General features: G+C 61.9%; 23 protein-coding genes and 1 tRNA gene. 17 read left to right on the top strand and 7 right to left on the bottom strand.

The genetic code is table 11. The features are described from left to right. Positions 1-73 precede the first annotated feature (73 nt). From G7068_RS06980 to G7068_RS06960, 5 genes are read right to left on the bottom strand one after another with little or no spacing between them, the layout of a single operon-like run. Positions 74-1,585, bottom strand: a complete 1,512-nt coding sequence (locus tag G7068_RS06980) for a sensor histidine kinase (protein WP_166290564.1) — start codon at positions 1,583-1,585, stop codon at positions 74-76. 5 nt (positions 1,586-1,590) lie between these two features. Continuing rightward, positions 1,591-2,292: a response regulator transcription factor gene (locus G7068_RS06975; protein WP_166290562.1), complete on the bottom strand. Its 702-nt coding sequence runs from the start codon at positions 2,290-2,292 to the stop codon at positions 1,591-1,593. Positions 2,293-2,351: 59 nt separating this feature from the next. Further along, positions 2,352-4,022 (bottom strand): DNA repair helicase XPB, encoded by a 1,671-nt coding sequence (locus tag G7068_RS06970; RefSeq protein ID WP_166290560.1) that lies wholly within the window; start codon positions 4,020-4,022, stop codon positions 2,352-2,354. 23 nt (positions 4,023-4,045) lie between these two features. Beyond that, entirely contained in the window at positions 4,046-5,869 is a 1,824-nt protein-coding gene (locus tag G7068_RS06965; RefSeq protein WP_166290558.1) for a helicase-associated domain-containing protein, read from the bottom strand. 8 nt (positions 5,870-5,877) lie between these two features. After that, positions 5,878-6,144, bottom strand: a complete 267-nt coding sequence (locus G7068_RS06960; RefSeq protein WP_166290556.1) for a hypothetical protein — start codon at positions 6,142-6,144, stop codon at positions 5,878-5,880. Between the two features lie 133 nt (positions 6,145-6,277). On the opposite strand from G7068_RS06960, the gene G7068_RS06955 reads away from it, so the two are divergent. After that, a complete protein-coding gene (locus tag G7068_RS06955; RefSeq protein ID WP_166290554.1) occupies positions 6,278-6,655 on the top strand; it encodes a cold-shock protein in 378 nt (125 codons plus the stop codon). After that, positions 6,648-7,349 carry a DUF3027 domain-containing protein gene (locus G7068_RS06950; RefSeq protein ID WP_166290552.1) on the top strand — a complete coding sequence of 234 codons (702 nt, stop codon included), beginning with the start codon at positions 6,648-6,650 and terminating at the stop codon, positions 7,347-7,349. Before G7068_RS06955 ends, G7068_RS06950 begins: the two co-directional genes overlap by 8 nt. Positions 7,350-7,401: 52 nt before the next feature. On the opposite strand, the gene serC is transcribed toward G7068_RS06950, so the two are convergent. Further along, positions 7,402-8,520, bottom strand: a complete 1,119-nt coding sequence (serC, locus tag G7068_RS06945) for a phosphoserine transaminase (RefSeq protein ID WP_166290550.1) — start codon at positions 8,518-8,520, stop codon at positions 7,402-7,404. A 96-nt stretch (positions 8,521-8,616) separates the two neighbouring features. Between serC and G7068_RS06940 the strand changes: the two genes are divergently transcribed. The 9 genes from G7068_RS06940 to G7068_RS06900 all read left to right on the top strand — a co-directional run bounded on the left by G7068_RS06940 (position 8,617) and on the right by G7068_RS06900 (position 18,261). After that, positions 8,617-9,315, top strand: a complete 699-nt coding sequence (locus tag G7068_RS06940; RefSeq protein WP_166290548.1) for an iron-dependent transcriptional repressor DtxR — start codon at positions 8,617-8,619, stop codon at positions 9,313-9,315. Positions 9,316-9,388: 73 nt separating this feature from the next. Continuing rightward, positions 9,389-10,741 carry an NADP-specific glutamate dehydrogenase gene (gene gdhA / locus G7068_RS06935; RefSeq protein ID WP_166290546.1) on the top strand — a complete coding sequence of 451 codons (1,353 nt, stop codon included), beginning with the start codon at positions 9,389-9,391 and terminating at the stop codon, positions 10,739-10,741. Positions 10,742-11,019: 278 nt separating this feature from the next. Further along, positions 11,020-11,676 (top strand): NlpC/P60 family protein, encoded by a 657-nt coding sequence (locus G7068_RS06930; protein WP_166290544.1) that lies wholly within the window; start codon positions 11,020-11,022, stop codon positions 11,674-11,676. A gap of 206 nt (positions 11,677-11,882) precedes the next feature. Further along, a tRNA-Arg gene (locus tag G7068_RS06925) sits at positions 11,883-11,955 on the top strand. 121 nt (positions 11,956-12,076) lie between these two features. After that, entirely contained in the window at positions 12,077-13,243 is a 1,167-nt protein-coding gene (locus tag G7068_RS06920; protein ID WP_166290542.1) for an acyl-CoA dehydrogenase family protein, read from the top strand. Positions 13,244-13,296: 53 nt separating this feature from the next. Then, positions 13,297-14,073, top strand: coding sequence for an electron transfer flavoprotein subunit beta/FixA family protein (locus G7068_RS06915; protein ID WP_166290540.1), 777 nt, complete (start codon positions 13,297-13,299; stop codon positions 14,071-14,073). A 14-nt stretch (positions 14,074-14,087) separates the two neighbouring features. Next, a complete protein-coding gene (locus G7068_RS06910; RefSeq protein WP_166290538.1) occupies positions 14,088-15,050 on the top strand; it encodes an electron transfer flavoprotein subunit alpha/FixB family protein in 963 nt (320 codons plus the stop codon). A 4-nt stretch (positions 15,051-15,054) separates the two neighbouring features. Next, complete coding sequence (locus G7068_RS06905; RefSeq protein ID WP_244304752.1) at positions 15,055-16,938, top strand: cytochrome b/b6 domain-containing protein; 1,884 nt, start codon at positions 15,055-15,057, stop codon at positions 16,936-16,938. Positions 16,939-17,064: 126 nt separating this feature from the next. After that, on the top strand, positions 17,065-18,261 hold the full coding sequence (locus G7068_RS06900) for an acyl-CoA dehydrogenase family protein (protein WP_166290536.1): 1,197 nt from the start codon (positions 17,065-17,067) through the stop codon (positions 18,259-18,261). Here G7068_RS06900 and G7068_RS06895 read toward each other — a convergent pair. Beyond that, the gene (locus G7068_RS06895; RefSeq protein ID WP_166290534.1) at positions 18,258-18,782 is read right to left on the bottom strand and encodes a hypothetical protein; all 525 of its coding nucleotides are present in this window, start codon (positions 18,780-18,782) and stop codon (positions 18,258-18,260) included. The genes G7068_RS06900 and G7068_RS06895 overlap by 4 nt on opposite strands. A gap of 342 nt (positions 18,783-19,124) precedes the next feature. On the opposite strand from G7068_RS06895, the gene G7068_RS06890 reads away from it, so the two are divergent. The 6 genes from G7068_RS06890 to G7068_RS06865 all read left to right on the top strand — a co-directional run bounded on the left by G7068_RS06890 (position 19,125) and on the right by G7068_RS06865 (position 25,046). Beyond that, entirely contained in the window at positions 19,125-19,982 is an 858-nt protein-coding gene (locus G7068_RS06890) for an EamA family transporter (RefSeq protein WP_244304751.1), read from the top strand. A gap of 21 nt (positions 19,983-20,003) precedes the next feature. Then, positions 20,004-20,714 carry a CYTH domain-containing protein gene (locus G7068_RS06885; RefSeq protein WP_166290532.1) on the top strand — a complete coding sequence of 237 codons (711 nt, stop codon included), beginning with the start codon at positions 20,004-20,006 and terminating at the stop codon, positions 20,712-20,714. After that, positions 20,711-20,929 carry an HPP family protein gene (locus G7068_RS06880; RefSeq protein ID WP_166290530.1) on the top strand — a complete coding sequence of 73 codons (219 nt, stop codon included), beginning with the start codon at positions 20,711-20,713 and terminating at the stop codon, positions 20,927-20,929. The genes G7068_RS06885 and G7068_RS06880 overlap by 4 nt, the downstream gene beginning before the upstream one ends. Before the next feature lie 132 nt (positions 20,930-21,061). Then, the gene (locus tag G7068_RS06875; RefSeq protein ID WP_166290528.1) at positions 21,062-22,483 is read left to right on the top strand and encodes an NAD(P)/FAD-dependent oxidoreductase; all 1,422 of its coding nucleotides are present in this window, start codon (positions 21,062-21,064) and stop codon (positions 22,481-22,483) included. Further along, entirely contained in the window at positions 22,480-22,839 is a 360-nt protein-coding gene (locus tag G7068_RS06870) for a cupin domain-containing protein (RefSeq protein ID WP_166290526.1), read from the top strand. The genes G7068_RS06875 and G7068_RS06870 overlap by 4 nt, the downstream gene beginning before the upstream one ends. Positions 22,840-23,075: 236 nt before the next feature. Then, positions 23,076-25,046, top strand: a complete 1,971-nt coding sequence (locus tag G7068_RS06865) for a serine/threonine-protein kinase (protein WP_166290524.1) — start codon at positions 23,076-23,078, stop codon at positions 25,044-25,046. The last annotated feature ends 678 nt before the right edge of the window (positions 25,047-25,724 follow it).

The following is a 25,724-nucleotide window of genomic DNA, read 5'->3' as shown; positions in this document are numbered from 1 at the left end:
TGGCGGGTACTGAGCACCGGGTACCCGGGTGCGGGCCCGGGGCGGAGGTGCCAGGCTCGGAGCGCGTGACTACCTAACCCAGGCGCTTGATCGGGATCGTGTCGTCTGAGAGCGGAGCGCCCGGCAGATCTACACGGAACGTTGCACCGCCGCCCGGCGTCTCGTGCACGCTGACCGTGCCCCCGTGGGCGTCGACGATTGACTTGACGATCGCGAGGCCGAGGCCCGATCCGCCAGTTTCGCGGTTGCGTGAGGTGTCCGCCCGCCAGAAGCGCCCAAAGATCTTTTCGCGAACCTGCTCGGGCACTCCTTCGCCATGGTCGACGATCTCGAAGCGCGCCATTGAGGCAGCCGGTTTTGAGGCGCCCTCAGGTGGGTCAGCTGACACAGTCGACACCACGATCTCAATGGGGCTGCCCTCCGGCGTGTGCCGCATCGCGTTGCCGACCAGGTTGGTCATGAGCTGACGCACCTTGTGCTCATCGCCCACGACCGTGGGGTTGAGAGGATCCTCCTGCACAGTCACAACACGGTCGGGGGCCTGGGCCCCCGCATCGAGCGCGGCATCGTGCGCGAGCTGGTTCAGGGGCAGTGAGGTGAGGTTGAGGGGCCGGCGCTCGTCGAGACGGGCGAGTGCGAGCAGATCCTCGACTAGCGCGGTCATGCGGATCGCTTCCTTCTCAATCCGCTCCATGGCTTGCCCGACGTGCTCCTCGTCTTCCAGCGCACCCATGCGGTAAAGCTCTGCGTATCCGCGAACGGAAACGAGGGGAGTGCGCAACTCGTGACTGGCGTCACCGATGAAACGACGCATGCGGTCGATGGTGCGCTCGCGATCCTCGAGAGAACCGTCAAGTCGGTCAAGCATGATGTTGAGGGATTCGCCGAGGTGTCCCACTTCTGTGTGTGGGCTCGCAACCATGATGCGCTTGGAGTAGTCGCCGCGCGCGATTTCAAGCGCGGTTTGCTCGACCTCCGCCAGCGGCAAAAAAGTGGTCGTGACGAGTAAACGGGTGAGCGCCGCACCCAGCAAGATGACGGCGATTCCGAACCCGGTAAAGATGATGACGTAGTTCGCGACGATCTCATTGATGTTTGCGGTTGAGGCCGCGATGAGGAGGGCACCGGCTGGCTTGTTTGCAATGGTGATTGGCGTGACAATTGCTCGCCATTCAACCCCGTCGCCGCCCCTGAGGGACAGCGTGTCGTCCTTGAGGTCGTTGACCTGGTCAATATCTAAAACGGGAACGTGCGGCAGCGAGGCGTTCGCCCGGCCACGGGTGTTGTCGGCCTGCACTTCGCCCTTGGCGTCCAGCAGTGCTACGTAGTACTCGTTGCCCGCAAGGGTGACGTCTTGCCGGCTGAGGGCGCCCAGAGAAGCGTCTGAGGCGAGTGCCGGTGTGGGATCAACGCGCAGCTGAGAGAGCGAGTTGTTCTGGTTGTTGATGAGCATGGGGCGGAGCACGGAGAGCGTGCCGACTCCCGCAACGATGAGGCCAAGGAACAGGATGAATACCGTCACCCCGGTGATCTTGGCCCGCAGCGAGATCTCGGCCCAGCGTTCTCCGTAGCTCTGCCGCGCCACCCTACCTACTTTGCTTCAGTCTTCAACATGTACCCAAAGCCGCGCTTCGTCTGGATCAGCGACTCTTCGGTCAGCGGATCCAACTTGCGACGCAGGTACGAGATGTACGATTCGACGATGCCAGCATCGCCATTAAAATCGTACTCCCACACGTGGTCAAGAATCTGAGCCTTTGACAGGACGCGGTTGGCGTTCTGCATGAGATAGCGCAGCAGCTTGAACTCGGTGGGCGAAAGCTCAACCGAGGTGCCCTCCACGTTGACCTCGTGTGTGTCCTGATCCATGGTGATCGGGCCGATGGTGAGAACGGTGTCTTCGTCTTCCTGGATCGTGCGGCGCAGCACGGCCTTGATGCGGGCGACGATCTCGTCGAGGCTGAACGGCTTGGTGACGTAGTCGTCGCCGCCGACCGTGAGGCCCTCGATCTTGTCTTCCGTGTCGTCCTTCGCGGTGAGGAAGATGATTGGGGCGGTGTAGCCGGCCGAACGGAGGCGCTTGGTTACGCTGAATCCGTTCATGTCGGGCAGCATGACGTCGAGAACAATTAGATCTGGTTCTTCCTCGAGCACTGCAGAGATGGTCTGTGCTCCATTACCTACCGCACGAACGCCGAAACCGGCGAAGCGAAGGCTGGTGCTGAGCAATTCGCGGATGTTTGGCTCGTCGTCAACGATCAGGATGCGCGGGCCCTTGTGCTGAGTAGTCATGACTTCAGTCTCTGACCGTTTGCTATGAAGTGGCTGGGAGTCGAAGGAAATTATCGGGATTAGTGAGCCACGCTGCGCAGCTGATCGACGTGATCCGCGTCGAGAATTGTGTACGCGTAGCCCTGCTCTGCAAGGAAGCGCTGGCGGTTCTGGGCGAAGTCTTGATCCACGGTGTCGCGCGCTATGAGCGTGTAAAACGAGGCAGTCAGGCCCTTAGCCTTGGGGCGCAACAGTCGCCCCAGTCGCTGCGCTTCCTCCTGGCGCGAGCCGAACGATCCTGAAATCTGGATCGCAACCGAGGCGTCGGGCAGATCGACCGAGAAGTTTGCGACCTTGGAGACCACAAGAATGCGCACCTCGCCCGTGCGGAAGGCGTTAAAGAGCTCTTCGCGCTCGTCGATGGGAGTCTGCCCGGTGATGAGCGGCACATCAAGCGCCTCGGCCATGGCCTCCAACTGATCGATGTATTGCCCGATCACCAGCACACTCTCGCCGGGGTGCTGATCGATGATCCGCTTGGCGAGCACCTGCTTCTGTGTGGTGCTTGCCGCGATGCGGTAGCGATCCTGATCCTCAGCGACCGCGTACTCGAGGCGTTCGCTCTCGGTCAGGTCGAGTCGAACCTCGAAGCACGCAGCGGGAGCGATGAACCCCTGTGCTTCGATGTCTTTCCAGGCTGCGTCGTAGCGCTTTGGGCCGATCAGACTGAAGACGTCGCCCTCGCGACCGTCCTCGCGCACGAGTGTTGCGGTCAGGCCCAGGCGGCGGCGAGCTTGCAGCTCTGCCGTGAGCTTGAATACCGGGGCCGGCAGTAGATGCACCTCGTCATACACGATCACACCCCAGTCTTGCGCGTCGAGCAGTGAGAGGTGCGCGTACTCGCCCTTACGGCGGCTGGTGAGGATCTGGTACGTCGCAATCGTGACGGGTTTCACCTCTTTGACCTGCCCGGAGTACTCGCCAATGTCTTCGGGGGTGAGCGTCGTGCGCGCGAGCAGCTCGTCGCGCCACTGCCGGGCCGACACCGCATTGGTGACTAGGATCAGCGTCTTCGCGCCGACCTCGGCCATGGCGGCCGCGCCGACAATCGTCTTACCCGCACCACACGGCAACACCACAACACCCGATCCACCGCGCTCAAACGCGTCGACGGCCTTGGCCTGGTAATCGCGCAGCTCCCAGCCGTCTTGTACGAGCTCGATGTCGTAGGGCTCACCCGGGGTGTAGCCCGCCAGATCTTCCGCGGGCCAACCGCGGGCCACCAACTGCTGCTTCAGTTCGCCGCGTGCCCAGGCGGCAACGGGGAACGTGTTCTCATCGATCTTGTTGCCGAGCAGAGGGGCAATCTTCTTTGCGCTGGAAACCTCGCGCAGGATCGCAGGCTCGTCTGACCGCAGCACCAACTGGCTGTCGAGATCACCAGAGGTGACGCGCTCGATCGTGAGCCGACCGTAGCGACGCATGGTGTCTTCGATTTCGCTCGCGACGCCGGTGGGAACCGGAAACTTGGCATAGCGGTTGAGCGTCTCAAGAATTGCGTCGGCGGTGTGACCCGCGGCCCGCGCATTCCAAAGCCCGAGCCGGGTAACCCTGTAGGTGTGGATGTGCTCGGGAGCGCGTTCGAGTTCTGCGAACACCGCGAGGGCGTGGCGGGCGTCTTCGGCTTCGGGGTGCGCCACCTCTAAGAGAACAGTGTGGTCGCTCTGCACAATGAGTGGGCCGAGTGTCATAGCGATCTAGTTTACTCGTGAAACTAGAGGGTTTCGACCGCGGTGATGGTGCTGACTGGCAGCGTCCGTTCCATACCGGCGGCCGTATCGGTCGCACGCAGTCGGCCCCCACTGAGCGACACGGGTAGCAGGGTGAAGACATAGGCCTGCCCTCGCGCCTCTGCGGTGACACGCACGGTGCCGCGATCTCGAATGGCCAGCTCTAGAAGCCGCGTGAAATCTCCCGTGCCCGGTTCAGAGCGAGCCGCGAGGTACACCCGCTTGACCAGGTTCTCAAGTTCGGGGGAGAGCTGGGCGGCCGTGTCATCGGAGGTCAGGAGGTGAGGCTCACCGGAGCTGGTCTCACCCGGAGACGGGGCCGAGGCAGAACCTAAACCTCCCGCGCGAAGCGAGGCGGCGGCCGAGGCGGGGTAGCGGGCGGCATTCAGCGCAGCGATGACGTGTTCGGGTCGCAGCTTTGAATACAGCACCCCGCGATCCTCGGCGCTGCGCATGAACTGCAGGTGCTGCACGCTGCGATCAATCAGAATGGTGTCGGCGAGTTCGGGTCGCGAGACGCTGACCCTACTCTGGCCCTCGTCGCCGTGGTGCTCGCCAACTTTGATGCTGCCCGCGCGTTCTGCAATCGAGGCGAGCAGGTAGTCGAGAGGCTGCGGCACCCCGGTCAGCGACAGTCGGGTAAAGATCTCGCGGGCCGTCGTTGCCGTGACGCCACGCTCGATGGCATCCGCGAGCGACAGCTCTGAGACCCGCCGTGTGGTGGCAACCCCAATATGCTCCGGGCGCGAAAGTGACGCAAGGTCAGCTTCGTTCGCCGGATCCAGCGATCCGGGAATCACGATGCTCAGGTCGGGCTGCACGTAGATTCCTGGAGCTGGGGGTGGAAGCTCCGAGGCGAGGATCGCGCGCGCCGTGGCGAGGTCGTCGGCCATGACGTGTTTCGCGGGTTCTGAGAGCAGCCCCTGCACGGTGATGCCGAGGTGATCTGTCGTCGCGACAAAGTCTTCGGCGATCTGCCGCCGGGCGGCGGGGAGAAGCGGAAACATGGTCGGCAACATCGAGGCAGCGACCGCGAGATCGGAGCCCGCGGTCTCAAGTGCAGCGCGCAGCGCTTGCGGCATCGCGTTGAGGGTGGTCTGCGCGAGAACGAGCCAGCGCTCGCCGCAGCTGAGTGCGAGCCAAGCCGGTGCATTGGCGCCCGGAGTGAGCCGCTGTTTACTCGGCTCTGGCCAGAGCAACCTGGCCCGGTCAAGGGCTGCGAGGATCAGCGAGGTTTTAGAGGGCTCGACACTCGTGAGCTCTGAGAGCGCACGCACGGTGGCCACGGCAACGGAGCCACTCCGATTGAGTCGCCCCGGGTGATCACGAAGGGTGCGAAGCGTTTCGGATCCTTCGCCCACCGCGGTCAGTGCTGCCGCGTACCAGGTGTGGGTGTCGGGCTGGGGATCGCGGGGCGCAATCTCGGCTGACGCATCACCGAGTGTGGCCGGATCGATCCCCGCTGTCGCGAGTCCGTTCATGAGCGCAGCTGTGACCTCGGGCAGGGCCTCGGATGAGGAACCCTGTATGCCGACCAATCCGAGGCGAGTGAGCTCACTCAGCACACGGGGGTCGTATGGCTCCGTGGATCCGTCCGCTTCGCTGAGGGTGAGTAGAAGGGAAAGCTGGCGTCGATTGAGAGGTGCAAGGACACGCGCGACGGTATCGGCGCGAAGCAGCTCGGTTGCGAGGCCAATTGGGTCCGACACATTTGAAGCGGACTGGGGGCGGCGCTGACGCACCAAATGAGCAAGCGTTTCTTGATCCATCGAAGCGATTGCTGAGGCGAGCGCGAGAGTTCCGCTCATGAGCGCAACTACTGCTTCTGGCTCTGTCGGAACTCGCGGCGGCGGCGAACCTGACTGATGATAAGTAGCGCAATTAACAGGACAAAGCCGGTCGGCAAGCCGTAGGTGGAGATGCCGTACACAATCGGCCAAAGCCCGGCTGCAAGCACCTCACGGTTACTCATGCCAACGATAAGCGTCGCAAAAAAAGAGAGCAGCGCTATGGCGATGATTGATAGCGAGGCATACGCGAGAATTCGCTCAAGCCACGACGGATTACTGGTTTCTGTGGACATCATCTCCATTTTACCGCGTACCCGCCGACAGTGGGGTCGAGGAACAAACGCTAGACTCGTGTGGATAAGCGCCCGGGTGCGTGAATGTGATGCGATACCAGGTGGGGATCGCCGAGATGGAGAGGGACGAGGCATGCCGAACGGCAAGGTCAGGTTCTACGACGCCGAAAAAGGCTTTGGGTTTATTCAGGGTGAAGACGGGCAGCAGGTGTATCTGCACGCAACCGTCGTTCCCGACGGTGCGGACATTCAGTCCGGCACCCGACTGGAGTACAGCGTTGCCGATGGCAAGCGCGGGCCTCAGGCGCTCTCAGTGCGAGTGCTCGATACCCCGCGCATGGCGAAGCGCAATCGCCGGTCTGCCGACGAGATGGCAGTCATTATTGAAGACCTCGTGAAGTTGCTCGACGGCATGGGTGAAAAACTGAAGCAGGGGCAGTACCCCGAGCGCCCAATGGCGCGGAAGGTTGCGGAGATGCTACGCCACGTTGCGGATGATTTTGATGTCTGATGACACAGCTTCGGCTGAAACCACCCCCTCGGTAGAGCCCGAGGTCGCAGATGTTGAGCTCGCCGCGGTCGAGGGTGAGGCCGAGGCTAATGCTGAGGTCGTCGCCGAGGCCGACGAAGCAGTCTCAAGCGCTCCAGAAGAGCCCAGCGAACCGCTGGCCGCTGATTCGGTGCTGCTCGCGGCACGGGATCAGGCGCGCGCAGCGCTGACCGAGATCACCGATGCCGACATGATCGGTGCAGATCTGGATCACGAAGTTCAGGGCGAGCACGTGCTCACCCTGTTCTTTGAGAGCCGGCTTCCTGGGTATCCGGGTTGGAAATGGGCAGCGACACTGGCGCGCGTCGATGAGGAATCGGACGTCAACGTGCTGGAGGTTGAGATGCTTCCGGGCGAGGACGCCGTCATTGCTCCCGAGTGGGTGCCCTGGTCGGAGCGCCTCGCGCACTACCGCGAGAACCAGTCGAAGCTCGCCGCTGACGAGGCCGAGCTCGCCGAGGCTGCCGCGGCCGAGCTTGAGGACGAAGACGACGTGGATCCCGAAGACGATCTGCTTGACAATGACTTCAGTGATTTCGACGATGAAATTCACGGAGCCGACGTCGAAGATTTCGAAGAAATCGACGACGACGATGAAGACGATGATGATTCCGACGAGGAAGAACTCGACGATTCGGAAAACGACGAAGAATAACCGCTGCAGTTCATCCTGCGGGGCGCACGCTCCCGCAGGATGAACTGAACAACTAACCTATGCGCTCGAGCACGTAGTCAATGGAGCGCGTGAGTGCCCGCACGTCGTCCGGCTCAATCGCGGTGAAGGTCGCGACGCGCAGCTGATTGCGGCCGAGCTTGCGGTACGGCTCCGTGTCGACAACCCCGTTGGCGCGCAGCGCCTTCGAGATCGCGGCAGCGTCAACGCTGTCATCGAAGTCGATTGTTACAACGACCTGCGAGCGGTGATCCGGGTTCGACACAAACGGTGTTGCCACGTTGGATCGTTCTGCCCAGTCGTAGAGCACGTTCGAGGATTCGGCAGTGCGGGCAGCTGCCCAAGACAGCCCGCCGTTGGCGTTGATCCAGCGCACCTGCTCGTCCATCAGCGCGAGCGTCGCGAGCGCAGGCGTGTTGAGTGTCTGGTTCTTGCGCGAGTTCTCAACCGCGCCCGCGAGGTTGAGGGCCTCGGGAATGTAGCGCCCGGAAGAAGTGACTCGTTCGATTCGCTCGATTGCGGCGGGGGAGACAAGCGCGAACCACAGACCACCGTCGGAGGCGAAGTTCTTCTGTGGTGAGAAGTAGTAGACATCAACCTCGGAGGCATCGAAGTCGATGCCGCCCGCGCCACTTGTCGCGTCAACGACGGTGAGTGCGCCCGCATCGCCTGCGACGCGACGTACCTCTGTCATCACACCGGTTGAGGTCTCGTTGTGGGGGTACGCGTACACGTCGACGCCCGCAACCGGCAGAGCGTCTGAGCGTGATCCTGCGTCTGCCGCACGCACGTCGGGATCTTCAAGGAACGGGGCTGCCGCTGCAGCCTTCGCGAACTTCGCGCCGAACTCGCCAAAGGTGAGGTGCTGGCTGCGGTTCTCGATGAGCGAGTGCACTGCGGAATCCCAAAACGTTGTTGCGCCACCGTTGGCGAGCAGGATCTCGTAGCCCTCTGGTGCCCGGAACAGGTCGAGGAGGCCCGAGCGTACGCTGCCGACCAGATCCTTCACGGGTGCCTGGCGGTGCGAGGTGCCGAGAACCCCTGGCTGCAGGGAGGCGAGAAAGCTGAGCTGCTCGTCCCTAACTTTGGACGGACCGCAACCAAAGCGTCCGTCGGCGGGCAGGAGATCAGCGGGGATGATGATGTCGGCCATACGCCCATTCTAAGTGTGCGTCAGGCGTCACACTGCGCAGTGATTTTGTGTGAATGCTCTAGGCTGGGCGAAGGACAGTGGCGTAGAGAGGCGGAAATGGCGGATCTGATCGACACGACGGAGATGTATCTCCGCACGATCCTCGAACTAGAAGAAGAGGGAATCGTTCCTCTGCGCGCTCGAATTTCTGAGCGACTCAGCCACTCTGGCCCAACGGTGTCGCAAACTGTCGGGCGTATGGAGCGGGACGGACTCGTTGTTGTTACCGATGATCGCCGCCTTGAGCTGACCCCCGAGGGGCGCACGAAGGCAGTGCACGTCATGCGCAAGCACCGCCTTGCCGAGCGTCTGCTCTCTGATGTGATCGGGCTCGAGTGGGAGTACGTGCACGAAGAAGCCTGCCGCTGGGAGCACGTGATGAGTGAGCGGGTGGAGCGCAAACTGCTCGACATCCTGGATCACCCCACCGAGTCCCCGTACGGCAATCCGATTCCGGGCCTCGGCGAGCTAGGTGCCCGCATGGCTGGCTCATTCCAGTCAGGCGTCGTGGGAATCGGTGAGCTGTTGGGCGATCCTGACCGCCCGGTCACTGTCAGAATTCGGCGGCTCGCTGAACCGGCTCAGGTTGATCCCGAACTGCTCGGGCAGCTTGCCGTCGCTGGCGTGAAGCCCGGCAACACCGCAACGTTTCAAGGAAATGGCGATTACGTTCGAGTTGAGGTCGAGGGCGAGTTCGAGGCCATCGAGCTCGATACAGAAATCGCCGCACACATTTTTGTCTCTCCCCTGAGATAACCACGCCGCACCTGCGGCACACCGCCCTCATTGGGCGACCCACAATGGAGTTGATACACCGAGGAGTTCTACCTTGTCATTGCCCACCCCTGAAGCCCATCTCCGCGCTGTCGCAGAGGTCGTCGAGCACCGAAGCAAGGGAGAGGCAGAGTTTCTGCAGTCCGTGCACGAGGTGTTGGACACACTGACACCGGTGCTCGCTGAACACCCCGACTTTATTGAGGCGGGCATTCTGGATCGCCTGGTCGAGCCTGAGCGACAGCTCATTTTTCGGGTGCCGTGGACTGATGACAGCAACCGCGTTCGGGTGAACCGCGGCTTCCGCGTGCAGTTCAACTCCGCGCTCGGGCCGTTTAAGGGTGGGTTGCGATTTCACCCGAGTGTGAACCTCTCCGTCATTAAGTTCTTGGGCTTCGAGCAGATCTTTAAGAACGCACTGACTTCGCAGCGCATCGGCGCGGGCAAGGGCGGCTCCGACTTCGACCCGAGTGGCAAGAGTGACGCTGAGGTCATGCGGTTTTGCCAGAGCTTCATGATGGAACTGGTGCACCACATCGGCGAAGACACCGATATTCCCGCTGGTGACATTGGTGTGGGCGCGCGCGAGATCGGGTACCTCTTTGGACAGTACCGGCGAATCACGCAGCGCTATGAGTCGGGTGTGCTTACCGGCAAGGGTGTTGGCTGGGGTGGTGCCGAGGGGCGCACAGAGGCAACCGGATACGGAGCCGTATTCTTCGCCGAGGAAATGCTACAGCGGGCGGGCCGCGGAATTGACGGGCTGCGCGTGCTTGTATCGGGGTCAGGCAATGTGGCGACCTACGCGATCGACAAGGTGCAGCAGCTCGGTGGAACCGCCATTACCGCGTCTGATTCGAGCGGGTACATCGTTGACGAGGCCGGGATTGACCTCGCACTGCTCAAGCAGATTAAAGAGGTAGAGCGGGCACGTATCTCTGAGTACGCAGAACGCCGTTCGGGATCGCACTTTGTGGCTAGTGGCTCGGTCTGGGACGTGCGCGGTGACGTTGCTCTGCCCTGCGCGACCCAGAACGAGCTCAATGCGAGCCACGCGCGCGCACTCGTCGCCGGGGGAGTGCAGGCGGTTGCCGAGGGCGCAAACATGCCGACGACCCCCGACGGGATTGAGCTCTTTCAAGCGGCCGGGGTGCTGTTTGCGCCCGGCAAGGCGGCGAACGCCGGTGGGGTTGCGACCTCTGCGCTCGAGATGAGCCAGAATGCTGCTCGGTCGCGCTGGGATCGCGAAAAGAGCGAGTCTCGACTGCACGGAATTATGCGTGACGTGCACGAGGCCACGTACGCGGCCTCGGAGCGGTACGGGCGCCCTGGGGACTACGTGCTGGGGGCAAACTCCGCCGCGTTTGTGACGGTTGCTCAGGCGATGCTTGAACAGGGTGTCATCTAAGTTTCTGGCTGTTTCGCGGCGTCCTTAAGCGGCGCCGCGAACATTCAACCCTCAAGAATACCTTGAAAGTTTGTTTCTAGCCTTGGTCTTGAAGCTTCGTGTACGTTTCGTGACCTGAGCGTGACATTCGCGTTATCTTCGGTTACTCTTGAACGGTCGCGGCTCAAACGGGCCGTTCTTTTGTGAAGTGAGAACGAAAACGTAAGGCAGATTATCTCGTGACTCGGACCCTAAACACCGAAGTAGCAGTCTCCGCAGACCCATCCAGACGCTCCTCGGTGAAGGCCAAGCGAATCGTGCAGATGGCCGGCGCCGCAGCGCTCAGCCTCGGCATGGTCGGTACATTCGCTCTTCCCGCGTATGCAACTGCTCCAGCTGTCGATGGAATTCCCGACGGCTTCGCCGCAGCACAGACCCTTCAGACCGTCGATGTTGACGAGACGATCCTCCCCCTTTCCACACCAGACGGTGCGGTTGACTCTGCGATCCTCAAGGAAGAGCGCGAGCAGAAAGAGGCCGCAGACGCGGCAAAGGCCGCCCAGGCTGCTCAGCAGGCTTCGGTAACAAAGGCTGCTTCGTCTTACACGGGTAAAGATGTTCCCGCTGGTGTTGGTGCCTCGGGCATCGTTACCGCGGCGCTTGCGCAGCTTGGTGAGTTCCAGGATTGCACCGCGCTCGTCGAGCGTTCGCTTCGTGCAATTGGTGTTCCTGCCGGTGACCTCGGCACCCAGATTGGGGAGTATACCGGTCTCGGTGGCTCGCTGATCACCGACGGCGCATACGCTCCTGGTGACGTGCTCATCTGGTCGGGTCGTCACGTTGCTGTTTACATCGGCAATGGCCAGGCTGTTCACGGCGGCTTCGGCGGTAACCAGACTGTTGTAGCGAGTGCCTTCATCGATGGTGCTCCCGACGGAGTGGTTCGCTTCGGCTAAGCGCACATAGGTTTTGAGGGCCCGGTTCACGGTTGTGGACCGGGCCCTTTTCTGTGCGGTGCGAGTGTTGAGGCCGTGCTTGTGCCCACCTTTCTCGCAATCGCCCACCTTATCTGCGTGCAGTTAAGGTGGGCATTCGCCATCGAGGTGGGCACTAGTGGGCTCAGGCCACTGCTAGACTCTCAGGGGTCGCAAACGCGGCTCCCGCCTTGGTAGCTCAGTGGATAGAGCACTTCTCTCCTAAAGAAGGTGTCGGAGGTTCGATTCCTCTCCAGGGCACTCTTGCTCATCTTGCAGTCACTGCACACCCGTACGCTTGTAGGTAGTGCACACTTGCCGTGCGGTCAGGTGTCAGACTGTCCATAATTGTGATGTGAGCTGAATACCGAAAGGAAGTGCAATGCAGCGCGATATTTTTAATGAGGATCACGACGCGTTTCGCGAGATGGTCAAGGAATTCATCAAGCGGTACGTTACTGCAGAGAAGATGAAGCAGTGGGACGAAGACGGTGAAGTCGACCGTGCCACGATGCTGGCAGCTGGCGAGCACGGGATCATCGGTCTTTCTGTGCCCGAGGAGTTCGGCGGTGCAGGAATGCTGATGGATTACCGCTTCCGCAGCGTTGTGATGGAAGAGCTGATTCGAGCGGGCGCTGGATCCTCCCTCGCCGGTGCCGCCGGTATCCAGGATGATCTCGCGATCCCCTACATCGCCCACTTTGGTACCGATGCACAGAAACAGAAGTTCTTGCCGGGTATGGCAACGGGCGAGATCCTCGGCGCCCTTGCAATGACCGAACCCGGCGCGGGTAGCGACCTGCGTGCTGTGAAGACGACGGCCAAAAAGGTTGACGGCGGCTACATCGTCAACGGCGCAAAGACCTTCATCTCGAGCGGCCATACCGCCGACATGATCGTCACCTTCGTGAAGACCGGTGAGGGTAACCGCCCGGACGCCTTCAGCCTGATCGTCATTGAAAAGGGCATGGAGGGCTTCGACCAGAGCAAGAAGCTGCACAAGATGGGTTTCCAGGGCCACGACACCGCAGAGCTCAGCTTTGTTGATGTGTTTGTGCCGGAAGAAAACCTCATCGGTGGGGCAGAAGGCCACGGCTTTGTGCAGCTGATGAAGAACCTGCCGCTTGAGCGCCTCTCCATTGGCGTTGCTGGCGCGGCAGTCGGCCAGGCAGCCCTCGAGTGGACACTCGACTACACGAAGAGCCGTGAGGCGTTCGGACAGGCAGTCGCAGACTTCCAGAACACCCGCTTCCGCCTCGCCGACATGGCAACCACGGTTGACGTGATGTGGGCGTTCATCGACCGCGCCATGAAGCTCTATGAGAAGGGCCAACTGAGCCCAGAGGAAGCTGCCAAGGTGAAGTTCTGGTGCACCGAGCGCGAGTGGGAGATTCTCGATCAGGGCGTGCAACTGCACGGCGGATACGGGTACATTATGGAGTACCCGATCGCTCGCGCGTTCCTGGACGCTCGCGTCCACCGCATCTACGGCGGCACAAACGAGGTTATGCGCGAGATCGTCGCGCGCGCCGTTACCGGCCGCAAGTAACTGCTGAACGATCACAACAATCCGATACGCAAGAGTGAGGGTGGAGCCCGTCAATGAAGATCGCCGTACTCGTCAAAGAGGTGCCTGACACCTACGGAGAACGCACCTTGAACCTGGAAACTGGTTTGGCTGAGCGCGGTGCATCAGAGAACGTCACCGATGAAATCGGTGAGCGTGCTCTTGAGGTTGCACTGAGCTACGCCGAGGCAAACGAGGGAACCGAGGTCTCGGTGCTCACCGTTGCGCCGGAGGGGGCGACCGCCTCGATCCGCAAGTGTCTCGCAATGGGTGCAGGATCGGCCACGCACGTGGTTGACGAGGGCCTGACAGGGGCGGACCTAGGCTTAACAGCCGAAGTGATCGCCGCCGCACTGAAGCGTATTGGCTTTGACCTGGTCATCGCCGGCAACCAGTCAACCGATGGAATGGGTGGCGTGTTGCCGGCGATGGTCGCCGAACTTCTTGATGTTCCGAACGCAACGAACCTGAGCGAAGTCACGATTGGCGCTGACGGGGTTTCGGGCGTTCGCGCTTCTGACGATGCGACTGTGCAGATCACTGCGCCATTGCCAGCCGTAGTCTCGATTACCGAGGCGCTGCCCGACGCACGGTTCCCGAATTTCAAGGGGATCATGGCGGCAAAAAAGAAGCCGCTTGAGGTGCTCTCATTGTCAGATTTAGGGATCGACGCCGAAGACATGTCTGCATCGCGGGCAATCATGCTCGGGATCACCGAGCGCCCGCCGCGCGCCGCCGGCGTAAAGATTACCGATGAGGGTGACGCGGCTGCCAAGCTGGCTGCCTTCCTCGTAGAGAACCACCTGGTCTAGGGAGGAGCACAGTCATGAGTTTTGCTGCTGATTCAATTTTGGTGCTGCTTGACACCACTCCCGAGGGCTCGCTCGCGAAGTCGTCGGCTGCCCTGCTGGGTGCCGCTTCAACGCTGGGAACTCCTGTCGCGCTGGTGCTCGGTTCCGAGGCTGCCGCTACCGCCGCGGCCGAGCTGGGCGCAACCACGGTGTTGCGCGCAGACGCGTCGACGACGGTTTCGCTGGGTGCAACTGATGCTCTCGCTGCCGCGGCTGCCCTTGTGCAGCCGGACGCGATCCTCGTCTCGCACTCCGTTGAGGGCCGTGAGGCTGCTGCTCGCTTCGCGGCGCGCACTCGCTCCGGGCTGATCGTTGATGCGATCGGGGTTTCCCGTGACGAGCAGGGCGTCATCGCGAGCAACTCCTCGTATGGCGGGGCCTACAACGTGTCGTCGGCCGTGACCTGGGGTGCCCCCGTCATCGCCGTGCGACAGGGTGTGATCGAGGCGCGCGCGACCGCGCAGCCCGCGAACATCGTCGAGCTCGAGGTTGCAGCCAGCGGCAAGCCCGCGGCTGACCGCGGCGCGGTTGAGGCTGCTGAGAGCGGCGGTGAACGCCCAGAGCTTCGTGGTGCCGCCAAGGTCGTGTCTGGCGGCCGCGGACTCGGCTCGAAAGAGAAGTTCGAGCTCGTGGAGCAGCTCGCTGATTCTCTTGGTGCCGCGGTTGGCGCTTCGCGAGCGGCGGTTGACGCGGGGTATGTTCCTCAGTCATTCCAGGTCGGGCAGACCGGCGTGCAGGTCTCACCGAACCTGTACATTGCCGTTGGCATCTCGGGCGCGATCCAGCACCTCGCTGGAATGCAGACCGCAAAGACCATCGTGGCGATCAACAAAGACGGTGACTCGCCGATCTTCGGTATCGCCGACTTCGGCATCGTGGGTGACCTCTTCACCGTTGTGCCGCAGCTGATTGCCGAGATCGAAAAAGCGAAGGCCTAGTCTCGTGGCGACGTACCAGCAGACCATCCGGCAGGGCCTGCCGCGCGTCGCGGGCGGGCCCGGCTGGCCCGACGTCGAGGGTGCCGTGGTGGCTTCGGCTGCCCCGGCTGCGATGGTGGCTCAGGATCCGGTGGCTCCTGAACTCCCCGCGGTTGACGCTGCCCCTGCAGCTTCGGCGAGCCCGGAGCCCGCAGGTGGCGCGGTAGTCGATGGCGTTGCCGCGGCGGCGACCGCTGCTGTGTCCGGTGTGGCCTCGCCCGGCGTCGCCGCTTCCAGCGCTGCCGTGCCCAGCGCGGCCGTGCCCAGTGCGGCCGCCGGACCGGCTATTGCTCTGCGTCGTGGTCTGCCCCGGGTTGCCGGTGGCGAGCCGTGGCCTGCCGCCGGTGAAGTTGCAGGCGCAGCAGTGGCTGCGATTAACGGCGCGCAGCCGGTTGCGGGGGCTCCCTCGGTTGCCCCTGCGAGCACCGTAACGGAGCAAGCCCCTGCAGCGGTGGAAGCAACTGCAACTAAGGCTCCAGCCGCGACCGCCGCGACCGCCGCGACCGCCGCGACCGCCGCGACCGCGCCCATCTCTGCCGCACCAGGTATCGCTGCCGAGACCGTTTCTGAGGAAGTCGGCCTGCGCCGCGGCTTGCCGCGCGTAGCGGGAGGAGACCCGTGGCCCGCCGCCGAAACGGCGACGGTTCAGCGAGTGGTTGCCGGGAAGCAAGCTGCTCCTGAGATCGCTGCATCCGCAGTTCACGGTGCGGCCGCACCCGAGACCGCGGCGCCCGCCTCGGTTGTGCAGGATCCCGTGCCTGTGGCTGTGCCTGCGCCCGCTCCGGTTGTCGATGCGCAGGCCGATCCGGCGCCCTCTGTTGCCGAACCGGCCCAGCCAGCTGCGGCACACGCGGCGCAGTCTGCCGAGGTTCAGCCTGCCGTCAAACCTGCAGCCGCGCCCGTCACCCCCGAGGCAAAGAAACCCGCCAAGCCCGCGCGCGAGCCGCGCATGATCGGATCGCGACCGCTGTCGCAGTGGATCAAGTTTGGGGTCTGGGGAGTGATCGGGGCGATCCTCGCCGCTGGCATTATTGTGCTTGCCGCTCGCGGCGTCACGACCTTGCCTGGTGTGCCCGAGTTCATGAAGCAGTATCCGGGCGAGTACCACATCCCTGATGTTGCCGAGCCTGGGTTCCCCGCTTGGGCGCGCTGGTCGCACTTCCTCAACATCTTCTTGATGGTGCTGATTATTCGCTCGGGCCTGCAGGTGCGGCAGCAGCAGAAGCCGCCCGCCTTCTGGACGCCTAAAAAGGTCGGCAAGAAGATCAGCATCAACCTGTGGCTCCACACTTCGCTCGACGTGCTGTGGATTCTGAACGGTGTTGTGTTCATCGTTCTGCTGTTTGTTTCCGGGCACTGGGCGCGAATCGTGCCGACCTCGTGGGAGGTCTTCCCGAACGCTGCTTCAGCGCTGCTGCAGTACCTGACGCTCGACTGGCCGCTTGAGAATGGCTGGGTGAACTACAACTCGCTGCAGCAGATCATGTATTTCTTGGTGGTGTTTATTGCGGCGCCGCTCGCGATCATCACGGGCTTGCGCATGAGCGAGTGGTGGCCCGCGAAGGCGGAGAAGCTGAACAAGGTTTACCCGGCTCCTCTGGCCCGTGCGATCCACTTCCCGACCATGCTGTTCTTTGTGGTGTTCATCTTGATCCACGTGTTCCTCGTGTTCAAGACCGGTGCGCTGCGCAACCTGAATCACATGTTCGCTGGCACGGACGACGTGAACTGGGTGGGCTTCTGGTGGTTCGCTGCCGGGCTGTTTGTGACGGTTGCTGCGGTCTTCCTGGCCCGGCCACTGGTGCTCGCCCCGATAGCATCTTTGACCGGCAAGGTGAGTAACCGCTAGGCAAAAGTGACAGTCCTGGTTGTTTGGAAAATGTTACGGTTTTTGTAGTCAAGCTTCGCTGTCAACGGTGGCGCGGGCAGGCTGCAGAATCTTGTCCCTAGCAATCCAACAACCAGGAGTGGAACTATGAGCCATTTTGATCCGACCAAACTTCCCGCACTGAACCCCGCGGATCCCGCCTCGCTTGACGACCTGCTGACCGAAGACGAGAAGATGATCCGCACCTCGGTGCGTCAGATGCTCGACAAGAGTGTTGAGCCGTACATCGCGGAGTGGTTTGAGAAGGGCGAGATCCCGAACATTCGCGAGCTCACCAAGGAGCTCGGTTCGCTCGGGCTGCTCGGCATGCACCTCGAGGGCTACGGCTGCGCAGGCATGACGGCGACCGAGTACGGCATTGCCTGCCTCGAGCTTGAGGCAACTGACTCGGGGCTGCGCTCGCTGGTGTCGGTGCAGGGCTCACTCGCGATGTTTGCGATCTGGCGCTGGGGATCGGAAGAGCAAAAGCAGCAGTGGCTGCCCGGCATGGCCGCCGGCGACCTGATCGGTTGCTTCGGTCTGACCGAGCCCGATGTGGGCTCGGATCCCGGCAGCATGACCACCAAGGCCCGCCGCGACGGTGACGACTGGATTCTTGACGGTCGCAAGATGTGGATCTCGAACGCTCCTTACTCTGACGTAGCCGTTGTGTGGGCCATGACCGAGGACGGCGTGCGCGGCTTCGTCGTGCCGACGGACACCCCCGGATTCTCGGCTCCCGAGATCAAACACAAGATGTCGCTTCGCGCTTCGGCCACCGGCGAGCTCGTGCTCGACGGTGTGCGCCTGCCCGCGTCGGCGATGCTGCCCGAGGCTCGCGGCCTCAAGGGACCGCTCGCCTGCCTGAACGAGGCCCGCTACGGCATCGTCTGGGGCGCACTCGGCGCCGCGCGTTCGAGCCTCGAGGCTGCTCGCCAGTACTCGATCGACCGTGTGCAGTTCGGCAAGCCGATCGGTGCGTTCCAGCTCACGCAGCAGAAGCTCGCCGACATGTCGCTCGAGTACATCAAGGGTTACCTGCTGGCCGTGCACCTCGGACGTCGCAAGGACGCCGACAAGCTGCGTCCGGAGCAGGTCAGCATTGGCAAGCTCAACAACGTCCGCGAGGCAATCGAGATCTGCCGCACCTCGCGCACCATCCTCGGTGCAAACGGTATCTCGCTCGAGTACCCCGTGATTCGCCACCAGAACAACCTGGAGTCGGTGCTCACCTACGAGGGCACCGTTGAGATGCACACGCTCGTGCTCGGTCAGGTGCTGACCGGCGAGCAGGCCTTCCGCTAGGCCTTTTCGACCAGCAGGGTGACTCGCTCGGCGAGGTAGCTCTGCAGGGTTTGTGCTCCTTGTATGGGGGCACCCGCTCTCCAGCGGACTCGGACCTCCCCTTCGCTCAGCGCGAGGGGGAGGTCTTCTGCTGTGTGCGTGAGCGTTTCTTGGTTCAAGGGGAGCGGGATCGCGTCGTAGTTCACCGGGGTTCCGATTGGGTAGCCGGCCTTCAGCGCAGCGGCTGCGATCTCGCGGCGCTCCTCGCGTGAGTTTGATTGGTAACCGGGGCGGCCGCGCTCGGCGGATCGGGTGGCGGATCCTGCTGCGTAGAGATCCCCGCTGCTAGTGAGTAGCAGCGTGCCGAGTCGCCAGACCTCGCCGAGTGGTTCGAACTTTGCGGGTTTCGTGCGCAGGAACGCCTTGCGGGGCGGGATGTAGGTGGCGAGGGTTTCGGGCCGGATGCCTGCCTGGGTGAGATTGTTGGCTGCCTCGGCGCAGGCTTGTGTCGCTCGTCCAATGGCCTCATCCTGCGCGCTCACCCGGCCAGTGTAGCGATATTTGCGGTCTGAAATCACTGCCTGAATTGGAGTGGGGGACTCCCCGGCAGGAGCCTCGACGTCGAGCTTGCATCTTGTTGTCGAGCCTGCCGTCCGCGACTGCGGGTTCGGCGATGAGGTGCAGGCTCGGCGGTGGGGTGCAGGTTCGGCGATGGGGTGAGGGTTCGGCGATGGGGTGAGGGTTCGGCAGCGGGGGACTGCAGGTTCGGCGATAGAATGCAGGTTCGGCAGTGGGATGCGGGTCCGGCGATGAATCGGAATCGTAGTGTGTTTGAGGTGGCTCAGGATCCGCGATCCCGCGAGGCACCTCCTAGAATTGGCAGGATGACCTCACCCCAACACTTCGCGAGAGCGGCCACGATTCGAGCGATGCTGCTCGTGCTGGTCGGGTCGCTCGGCATGCAGCTTTCGGCGGTGATTGCTCTCGGACTGTTCGACACCCTGGGGGTGCTCGGCACGAGCTCGGCCAGGCTCGCAGTGGCAGCAGTCTTTCTGCTGATCATTTTTCGACCGCGGCTGCGAGGGCGCTCGCGCCGCGAGTGGATCAGCATCATTCTGTACGGTGCCGCGATGGCCGCCATGAATGGCTTCCTCTATCTTGCGATCGAGCGGATCCCGCTTGGCATTGCGACGACGATCGACTTTCTCGGCCCCTGCCTCGTCGCGCTGGCGGCCTCGCGGAGGCTGCGCGAGATTTTGCTGGCCCTTGCCGCGCTCGCCGGTGTCGCGCTGATCGCGGGTTTCGGGGGCCCCTTTGACACGCTCGGCCTCATCTTTGCCGCGGCCGCGGGTGCCTGCTTTGGGCTGTACACACTGCTCGCCGCAAGAATTGGCCAGTCGAGTGGCGGGCTCTCTGCCGTGGCGCTGTCTGTTGCGGTGGCGGCGATCCTGACCCTGCCGTTCTCGGTTCCCGCGGTACCGCTGATCCGGCCGGAGCAGTGGGGGCTTCTAGTGCTTTCGGCCCTGCTCGGCACGGCGCTGGCCTTCACCGTCGACACGATGGCTGGGCGTCTGACTTCGGCAAGGGTGCTCGGGGTGTTCTTTGCGTTTGATCCGGTGCTCGGCACACTGCTTGGTGTGCTGATCCTGGGCCAAGTTTTGACGCTCCCGGCGAGCTTGGGCATCGCCCTGGTGGTAGCAGCGGGCGCGGGCATCGTCTGGTTCGCGGGAAAACAGCGCTAGAAAAAGGCCTAAGCTGGCAACGTGGAGAATCAGATTGCAGTTGAGTCCCTCGAGATTGAGCGCAAGTATGAGGTCGACGTTGTGGCAGAGCTGCCACACGGCGACGATTTTGCTGTGGCTGGTCTCACCGCCGCAGATCCGGTGGTGCACGAGCTGAAGGCCACCTATTTCGATACGCCCGAGGGTGATTTGGCGCGACTTCGCATGGCACTTCGCGTGCGCAGCGGTGGTAAAGATGCCGGGTGGCACCTCAAAAAGAAGAGTGATGCGGGCAATAAGGAGACGCTCTGGCCCGCGTCCGATGAGATGCCCGAGGCGGTGATCACGCTGCTTCACGATCGACTTGGCCCCGCCGCGGCAAAGCTCGGACCCATCGCTGACCTGCAAACGGAACGCACCGTCGTTCGGCTGAGTGACCAGAACGGTCTCGAGGTCGTGGAGCTTGCTGACGACCGGGTGCGCGCGCTCTGCCACAAGACTGGCGTGCAGCGTGCCTGGCGAGAATGGGAAGCTGAGCTGTTGCCTGACGCTGACACCGAACTGCTCGACCAGATCGAGCCCGTGCTGCTCGCCGCGGGCGCGGCTCCGTCGTTCAGTCCCGCGAAGATCGCCCGGGCGATGGGACGGCTTGTCGGCATCGCGGAGGCGCGAGGTGAGAGCGCTGAGCAGATCCTGGCACTTCAGCAGCTCGATGAGGCGGACCGCGAGGCGGCGCGTAGGCTGGAGTCATGAGCAATAAGCCGGTCTCCAAAGGCAAGAACAAACGCGACGATAAGAACCAAGAGGTGAGCCCCGCTGCGAGGCGGAAGCAGATCATCGTCGGCGTTGTGATGGGGACAGTGATGGGTGTGATTCTCGGGGCCCTAACCACGTTCTGGCTGTGGGTGCCGGCGGGAGTTGCGTTCGGTCTTGCTGTTGGGGCGATTATGAAGCCGCCGAGCGAGTAGCGTCAAGGGAGGTTCGGGATCCGGGCCTCCTTTTTTGTACCACTAAACAGAATGTCAACGTCATTGACATTTCCGTTTACATCGAACCCTCTCTGTGCGAGGATCAATGAGGACACGACAAACGAGGACACCATGGAACCCACCATCTTTGAAACACATCGACCAGCAGCGAAGATTGTCGACGATGCACTTCGCGACACCAAGCTCGGCTGCTTCTGGATCGAAGACGTCGCCGATACGGCTGCGCGCTACCCCGCACTCGAAAGCGGCAAGATGGCCGACGACGTGGTCGTTGGCGGCGGCTACGCGGGCCTGTGGACAGCGATCAAACTGAAGACCGAGCACCCCGAGCGTCGGGTGCTGCTGCTTGAGGCGAAGCGCGTAGGTTGGGCGGCGTCCGGTCGCAACGGTGGCTTCTGCGAGGCGAGCATCAGTCACGGTGAGCCGAATGCCGAGGCCCGCTGGCCCGACGAGGTCGGCACCTTGCGCCGCCTCGGGTACGAGAACCTCGACGCCATCGAGCGCTTCGTCACTGAGCACAAGCTCGATGTGGACTTCGAGCGCACGGGCGAGCTGTCGATCGCGAACGAGCCGCACCAGGTTGAGTGGCTGGAGGAGGGCGATGATCCTCACCACGTTGTTCTGAACGCCGAAGAAACGCAGCAGCGCATCAAGTCGCCGACCTTCTTGGGTGGCGAGTTCTCACCGCGCGACAACGCGAACCTGCACCCGGCAAAGCTGGTGGCCGAACTCGCGCGCCACGCTGCAGAGATCGGCGTGGAGATCCACGAACAGACGCGGGTGACCGGTCTCGAAGGGCAGTCCGACGAGCCCATCCAATTGACCACCACACACGGCACTGTGAGCGCGGAGCGCGTCGCGCTGTGCACGAACGTCTTCCCGTCGCTGCTGAAGCGCTACACCTTCCACACGGTGCCGGTGTATGACTACGTGCTGATGACGGAGCCGCTGACCGATGAGCAACTCGCTTCGATCGGCTGGGAGGGGCGCGAGGGCCTCGCCGACATGGCGAACCAGTTCCACTATTCGCGTCTCACCAAAGACAACCGCATTCTCTGGGGCGGCTACGACGCCGTGTACTTTGCTGGCGGCCGGATCAAAGCCGAGCACGAGGATCGTATGGAGACTCATCGCAAACTCGCGAGCCACTTCTTCACGACCTTCCCGCAGCTCGCTGGCGTGAAGTTCAGCCACCGCTGGGCCGGCGTGATCGACACCAGCACACGCTTCTGCGCGTTCTTCGGGCAAGCGCACGATGGCCGGGTGCAGTACGTCGCGGGCTTCACTGGCCTCGGGGTGGGCGCCACGCACTTCGCAGCAGACGTGATCGTGGATCGCCTTGAGGGGCGCGTGACAGAGCGCACCGAGCTGCAGATGGTGAAGGAGATGCCGCTGCCGTTCCCACCTGAGCCCATTGCCTCCATGGGCATCAACATGACGCGCTGGGCGCTCAACCGCGCCGACCACAACCGCGGGGAGCGAAACGTGCTGTTGAAGACGCTCGACGCGCTCGGCCTGGGATTTGACTCATGAGTGAGGTTTTGGCTGACGGGGTGAACGCTCGGGTGAGCGGGTTGGGGATCTCGGTTCCGCTGGAATCGGTCGCGCCTGAGGAGACCGTTTCAGGATCGCCGCGGCAGGGCTTCGTCGAGCTCGGTGCCATTGGCAGCTGCGAAACCGGCATCTGGGAGTTGCGCTCTGGCACGGTGGTCGACACCGAGGTGGACGAGATCTTTGTGGTGCTCTCGGGTGGGGCCTCGATTGAGTTTCTCGACGAGGATCGAAGCGTCGAAGTTGGTCCCGGTGATGTGATGCGGCTCGTTGCCGGGTCGCGCACGCGGTGGACCGTGGAGGATCACATTCGGAAGGTGTATATCGCTGGGGAGTAGAGGGCTGTGCCGCCCTCAGCCTGGCGGGTCAGCAAACGAAGACGCGATTTGGGTGGGGACAAGTTACAGACTTATCGCCTTGGGATCAGCTATCGGCCAGCTCAGTGGAGACATAATCCCACTGACAGATAGGATTATTGGGGCCACTCGACGGCTTGAGGAATGCGACGGCAGCTTCCTCTAATTGACCTTCCCCAAGGGCTCATCTGAATAGTCGAGGGTGAAAGGAATCCACAATGTCGCAACCCCACGCTGGTGCTGCTCTCGGCGCTTCCTACCGATTGGTGGATCGGATTGGATCGGGCGCTGCCGGCGATGTGTGGTTGGCTGAGTCGACCGCAGATAAAACGAGTTTTGCCGCGAAGATCCTCAAGACTGAACACGCGAGTGATCCTGAACTGGTTGAGCGGTTTATCCGGGAGCGCTCGGTTCTTATCGGGTTACGTCATCAAAACATAGTTGCGGTTCAAGATCTTGTGGTCGAAGGATCTACGCTGGCGATTGTCATGGATTACGTGCCGGGCGGATCGCTACGTGACTTGCTAGCAGATGGAGGCCCAATCCCCGCTGCCGAGGCCATGACGCTTTGTGCGCAGGTACTTGATGCTCTTGCCGTTGCTCACGGGCGAGGCGTGACTCACCGCGACATAAAGCCCGACAACGTGCTGCTCTCTGAGCAATGGCAACCGGGCCAAAACGGAACAGTGCGAGTCACTGACTTTGGCATTGCTTCGGTGGTGAGCGAGCGACAGCGGCAGACCACCGGGATACTGGGCACGCCCCAGTACATGGCCCCAGAACTGATCAGTCACGGTCAGACCTCACCGGCAGCTGACGTCTATTCGACTGGTGTGATGCTCTACGAATTGCTCGCAGGGCGAACACCATTCGCTGGACCTGGTACCGATTTCACTATTGCCTATCGGCACGTCACTTCGTTGCCCCCTAGGCTTGAAGTGCCCGAAAAGCTTTGGGCCGCGGTCAACCGATTACTTGCGAAGGATCCGCGCGAGCGTCTCGGCGCGGGAGACGCCGCAGCGGAACTGCGCAATCTAGCTGCACAGTTTGCCAGTCTGACTGCGCTGACTGCGGCGCCGGTCACTGAATCGTTTGAAGAGATTGAGCGACCTGCGACAATGTTGCGCAGTGACCTCATCCGAGAAGCTGAAGAGATTCCAGATCACGTCTCGCACTTCTCTCAGGACCTTCCTGAGCTCGGCGATGCTGGCCAGCACACTGTGATTCGGGCAATGCCAAAACGTGAAATTCCACGGTCTGCCGCCCTTGTCGAAGAACCGGAGAAGGGTAAATACCCCGACTGGTTGACCAAAAAAGTGGTGTTGCTGGCAGGCAGCGGGTTGGTGCTTGTGATAGCGCTTGTGATTGGTATGGTCTGGATGTTTGAGGGGGGGTCGGAACCCTCTGAAGCCGTCGCTACAGAAACCCTGGATGCAAGCCAACAAGATCAAATTTTGCCGACAGGGCTTTCGACATCGCGTAAGGCAAGTTTTGATCCAGAAACTCGGCTCGTTACGGTTGAGATGACATACGGGGCGCAGAAATCGGAGCTCTCGGGTGCCTTCTTGGAGGTTATCCCTGGAATGAGTAAAAAAAGTGCGTGCCCGGCTGTCGAGTGGGATGGAGCAAAGGTAAGTAAACACCAGACTTCAACTACTGGGCTAAACGTGACCTGTGGGTGGAAACTTGACGGCTTAGTGGTTCCTGCAAATGGGCAAAAGACGGTCACTGCCAAGTTCCCGTTTGCTGTAGCTGATGCCTCTGAACTGAGCGAATGGTTAAGCGGTGCCGCTTCTGCAACTACGGCTGCCATAACCGATCCAGACGCAATCTCAACGGCTTACCCATCGCAGCGGCTCACAAACATCAACGTTGTTACGCCACAGAGGCTTGTTAGCCAGACGCCGGTCACGGTCACGCTTGTGCCAGTGTGGCCGAGTGGCGCTGATGAGCTAAACCCGCTTTACCAGAGTCCCTCTACCGGGACTCCGTCGCAGATGTTGCAACAGGTAGCCGGAGGCGAAGCAGGTGTTCGCTTCTCGGACAGTTGCTCGGGAGCGATTGCGATCTCTTCAGATGGTCTAGTGGTGACGGCGCTCTCGGTAACACCATCATGCAGTCTGAGAGCTTCGGTTGGTAACTTCACGGATCTTATGAGTTCGCCGTTTAGTATTACTACGCGAGAGTAGCTTACTTCTCGCGCCCCTCAACAGTTGTTTTCAGGTGAGGCATATATCGCGTAGACCCACACTTCGAAACATGGGGGCGCAACGCGGTGGGGATTAACGCCCTAGGGCAACGTAAAGCACGGGAGCTTGAACTGGTGGTGATCCAGTCAGCGCCAAAAATGCTTAGAAGGTAGCTTTCCCCCGGCCTCATCATCAATCAGTTGGAGGCAATAGACGCCAGCAACGTCGTGATGCTCGTTTAGCTCAAATCTGCTGTCTTTGTAGTGATCTGCGATAGCTCGAATTGATGTCTCAGCATCTACGTTCTTGCGTAGATATACCCTCACGACTCCGTTCCAGCTGTGTTCAGTTTTGCTGCAGGAGAGGAGCTAGTCGCTGTCCTTTTGTTCGACAGATAGGACATCGTCGGGGTGTTTGTGAAGGTCGTGAATCAAAAGGTCGAGAGGGATCGAAGGTGAGTGGGTTACAAGTCTTGCCTAAACGTCGCTGATCTTCATGAACTTGTCACTCAGCGAGTTTTGTTTGCTTCGTCGAGGGCATCTTCGCCAAATTTTCGACGTGGGCTCGCTTGATCTCGCAGTTCCCTCGCGGCGTCAGAAGCCGCCAGTTTGAGCGAATCCGCAACACCCTCATCGAACGCTATCGGCGCTTTGCCGCCTCCACGCCGTTTTCGGAATC

The sequence above is a fragment of the Leucobacter viscericola genome, from assembly GCF_011299575.1.
Lineage (GTDB): Bacteria > Actinomycetota > Actinomycetes > Actinomycetales > Microbacteriaceae > Leucobacter > Leucobacter viscericola.
This window is presented reverse-complemented; position numbering and strand designations above follow the sequence as displayed.

Excerpts from the sequence above, each read along its gene's own strand:
- G7068_RS06975 (WP_166290562.1), bottom strand. The coding sequence starts at position 2,292 with ATGACTACTCAGCACAAGGGCCCGCGCATCCTGATCGTTGACGACGAG.
- G7068_RS06970 (WP_166290560.1), bottom strand. The coding sequence starts at position 4,022 with ATGACACTCGGCCCACTCATTGTGCAGAGCGACCACACTGTTCTCTTA.
- G7068_RS06965 (WP_166290558.1), bottom strand. The coding sequence starts at position 5,869 with ATGAGCGGAACTCTCGCGCTCGCCTCAGCAATCGCTTCGATGGATCAA.
- G7068_RS06960 (WP_166290556.1), bottom strand. The coding sequence starts at position 6,144 with ATGTCCACAGAAACCAGTAATCCGTCGTGGCTTGAGCGAATTCTCGCG.
- G7068_RS06955 (WP_166290554.1), top strand. The coding sequence starts at position 6,278 with ATGCCGAACGGCAAGGTCAGGTTCTACGACGCCGAAAAAGGCTTTGGG.
- G7068_RS06950 (WP_166290552.1), top strand. The coding sequence starts at position 6,648 with ATGTCTGATGACACAGCTTCGGCTGAAACCACCCCCTCGGTAGAGCCC.
- serC (WP_166290550.1), bottom strand. The coding sequence starts at position 8,520 with ATGGCCGACATCATCATCCCCGCTGATCTCCTGCCCGCCGACGGACGC.
- G7068_RS06940 (WP_166290548.1), top strand. The coding sequence starts at position 8,617 with ATGGCGGATCTGATCGACACGACGGAGATGTATCTCCGCACGATCCTC.
- G7068_RS06920 (WP_166290542.1), top strand. The coding sequence starts at position 12,077 with ATGCAGCGCGATATTTTTAATGAGGATCACGACGCGTTTCGCGAGATG.
- G7068_RS06915 (WP_166290540.1), top strand. The coding sequence starts at position 13,297 with ATGAAGATCGCCGTACTCGTCAAAGAGGTGCCTGACACCTACGGAGAA.
- G7068_RS06910 (WP_166290538.1), top strand. The coding sequence starts at position 14,088 with ATGAGTTTTGCTGCTGATTCAATTTTGGTGCTGCTTGACACCACTCCC.
- G7068_RS06900 (WP_166290536.1), top strand. The coding sequence starts at position 17,065 with ATGAGCCATTTTGATCCGACCAAACTTCCCGCACTGAACCCCGCGGAT.
- G7068_RS06890 (WP_244304751.1), top strand. The coding sequence starts at position 19,125 with ATGACCTCACCCCAACACTTCGCGAGAGCGGCCACGATTCGAGCGATG.
- G7068_RS06880 (WP_166290530.1), top strand. The coding sequence starts at position 20,711 with ATGAGCAATAAGCCGGTCTCCAAAGGCAAGAACAAACGCGACGATAAG.
- G7068_RS06875 (WP_166290528.1), top strand. The coding sequence starts at position 21,062 with ATGGAACCCACCATCTTTGAAACACATCGACCAGCAGCGAAGATTGTC.
- G7068_RS06870 (WP_166290526.1), top strand. The coding sequence starts at position 22,480 with ATGAGTGAGGTTTTGGCTGACGGGGTGAACGCTCGGGTGAGCGGGTTG.
- G7068_RS06865 (WP_166290524.1), top strand. The coding sequence starts at position 23,076 with ATGTCGCAACCCCACGCTGGTGCTGCTCTCGGCGCTTCCTACCGATTG.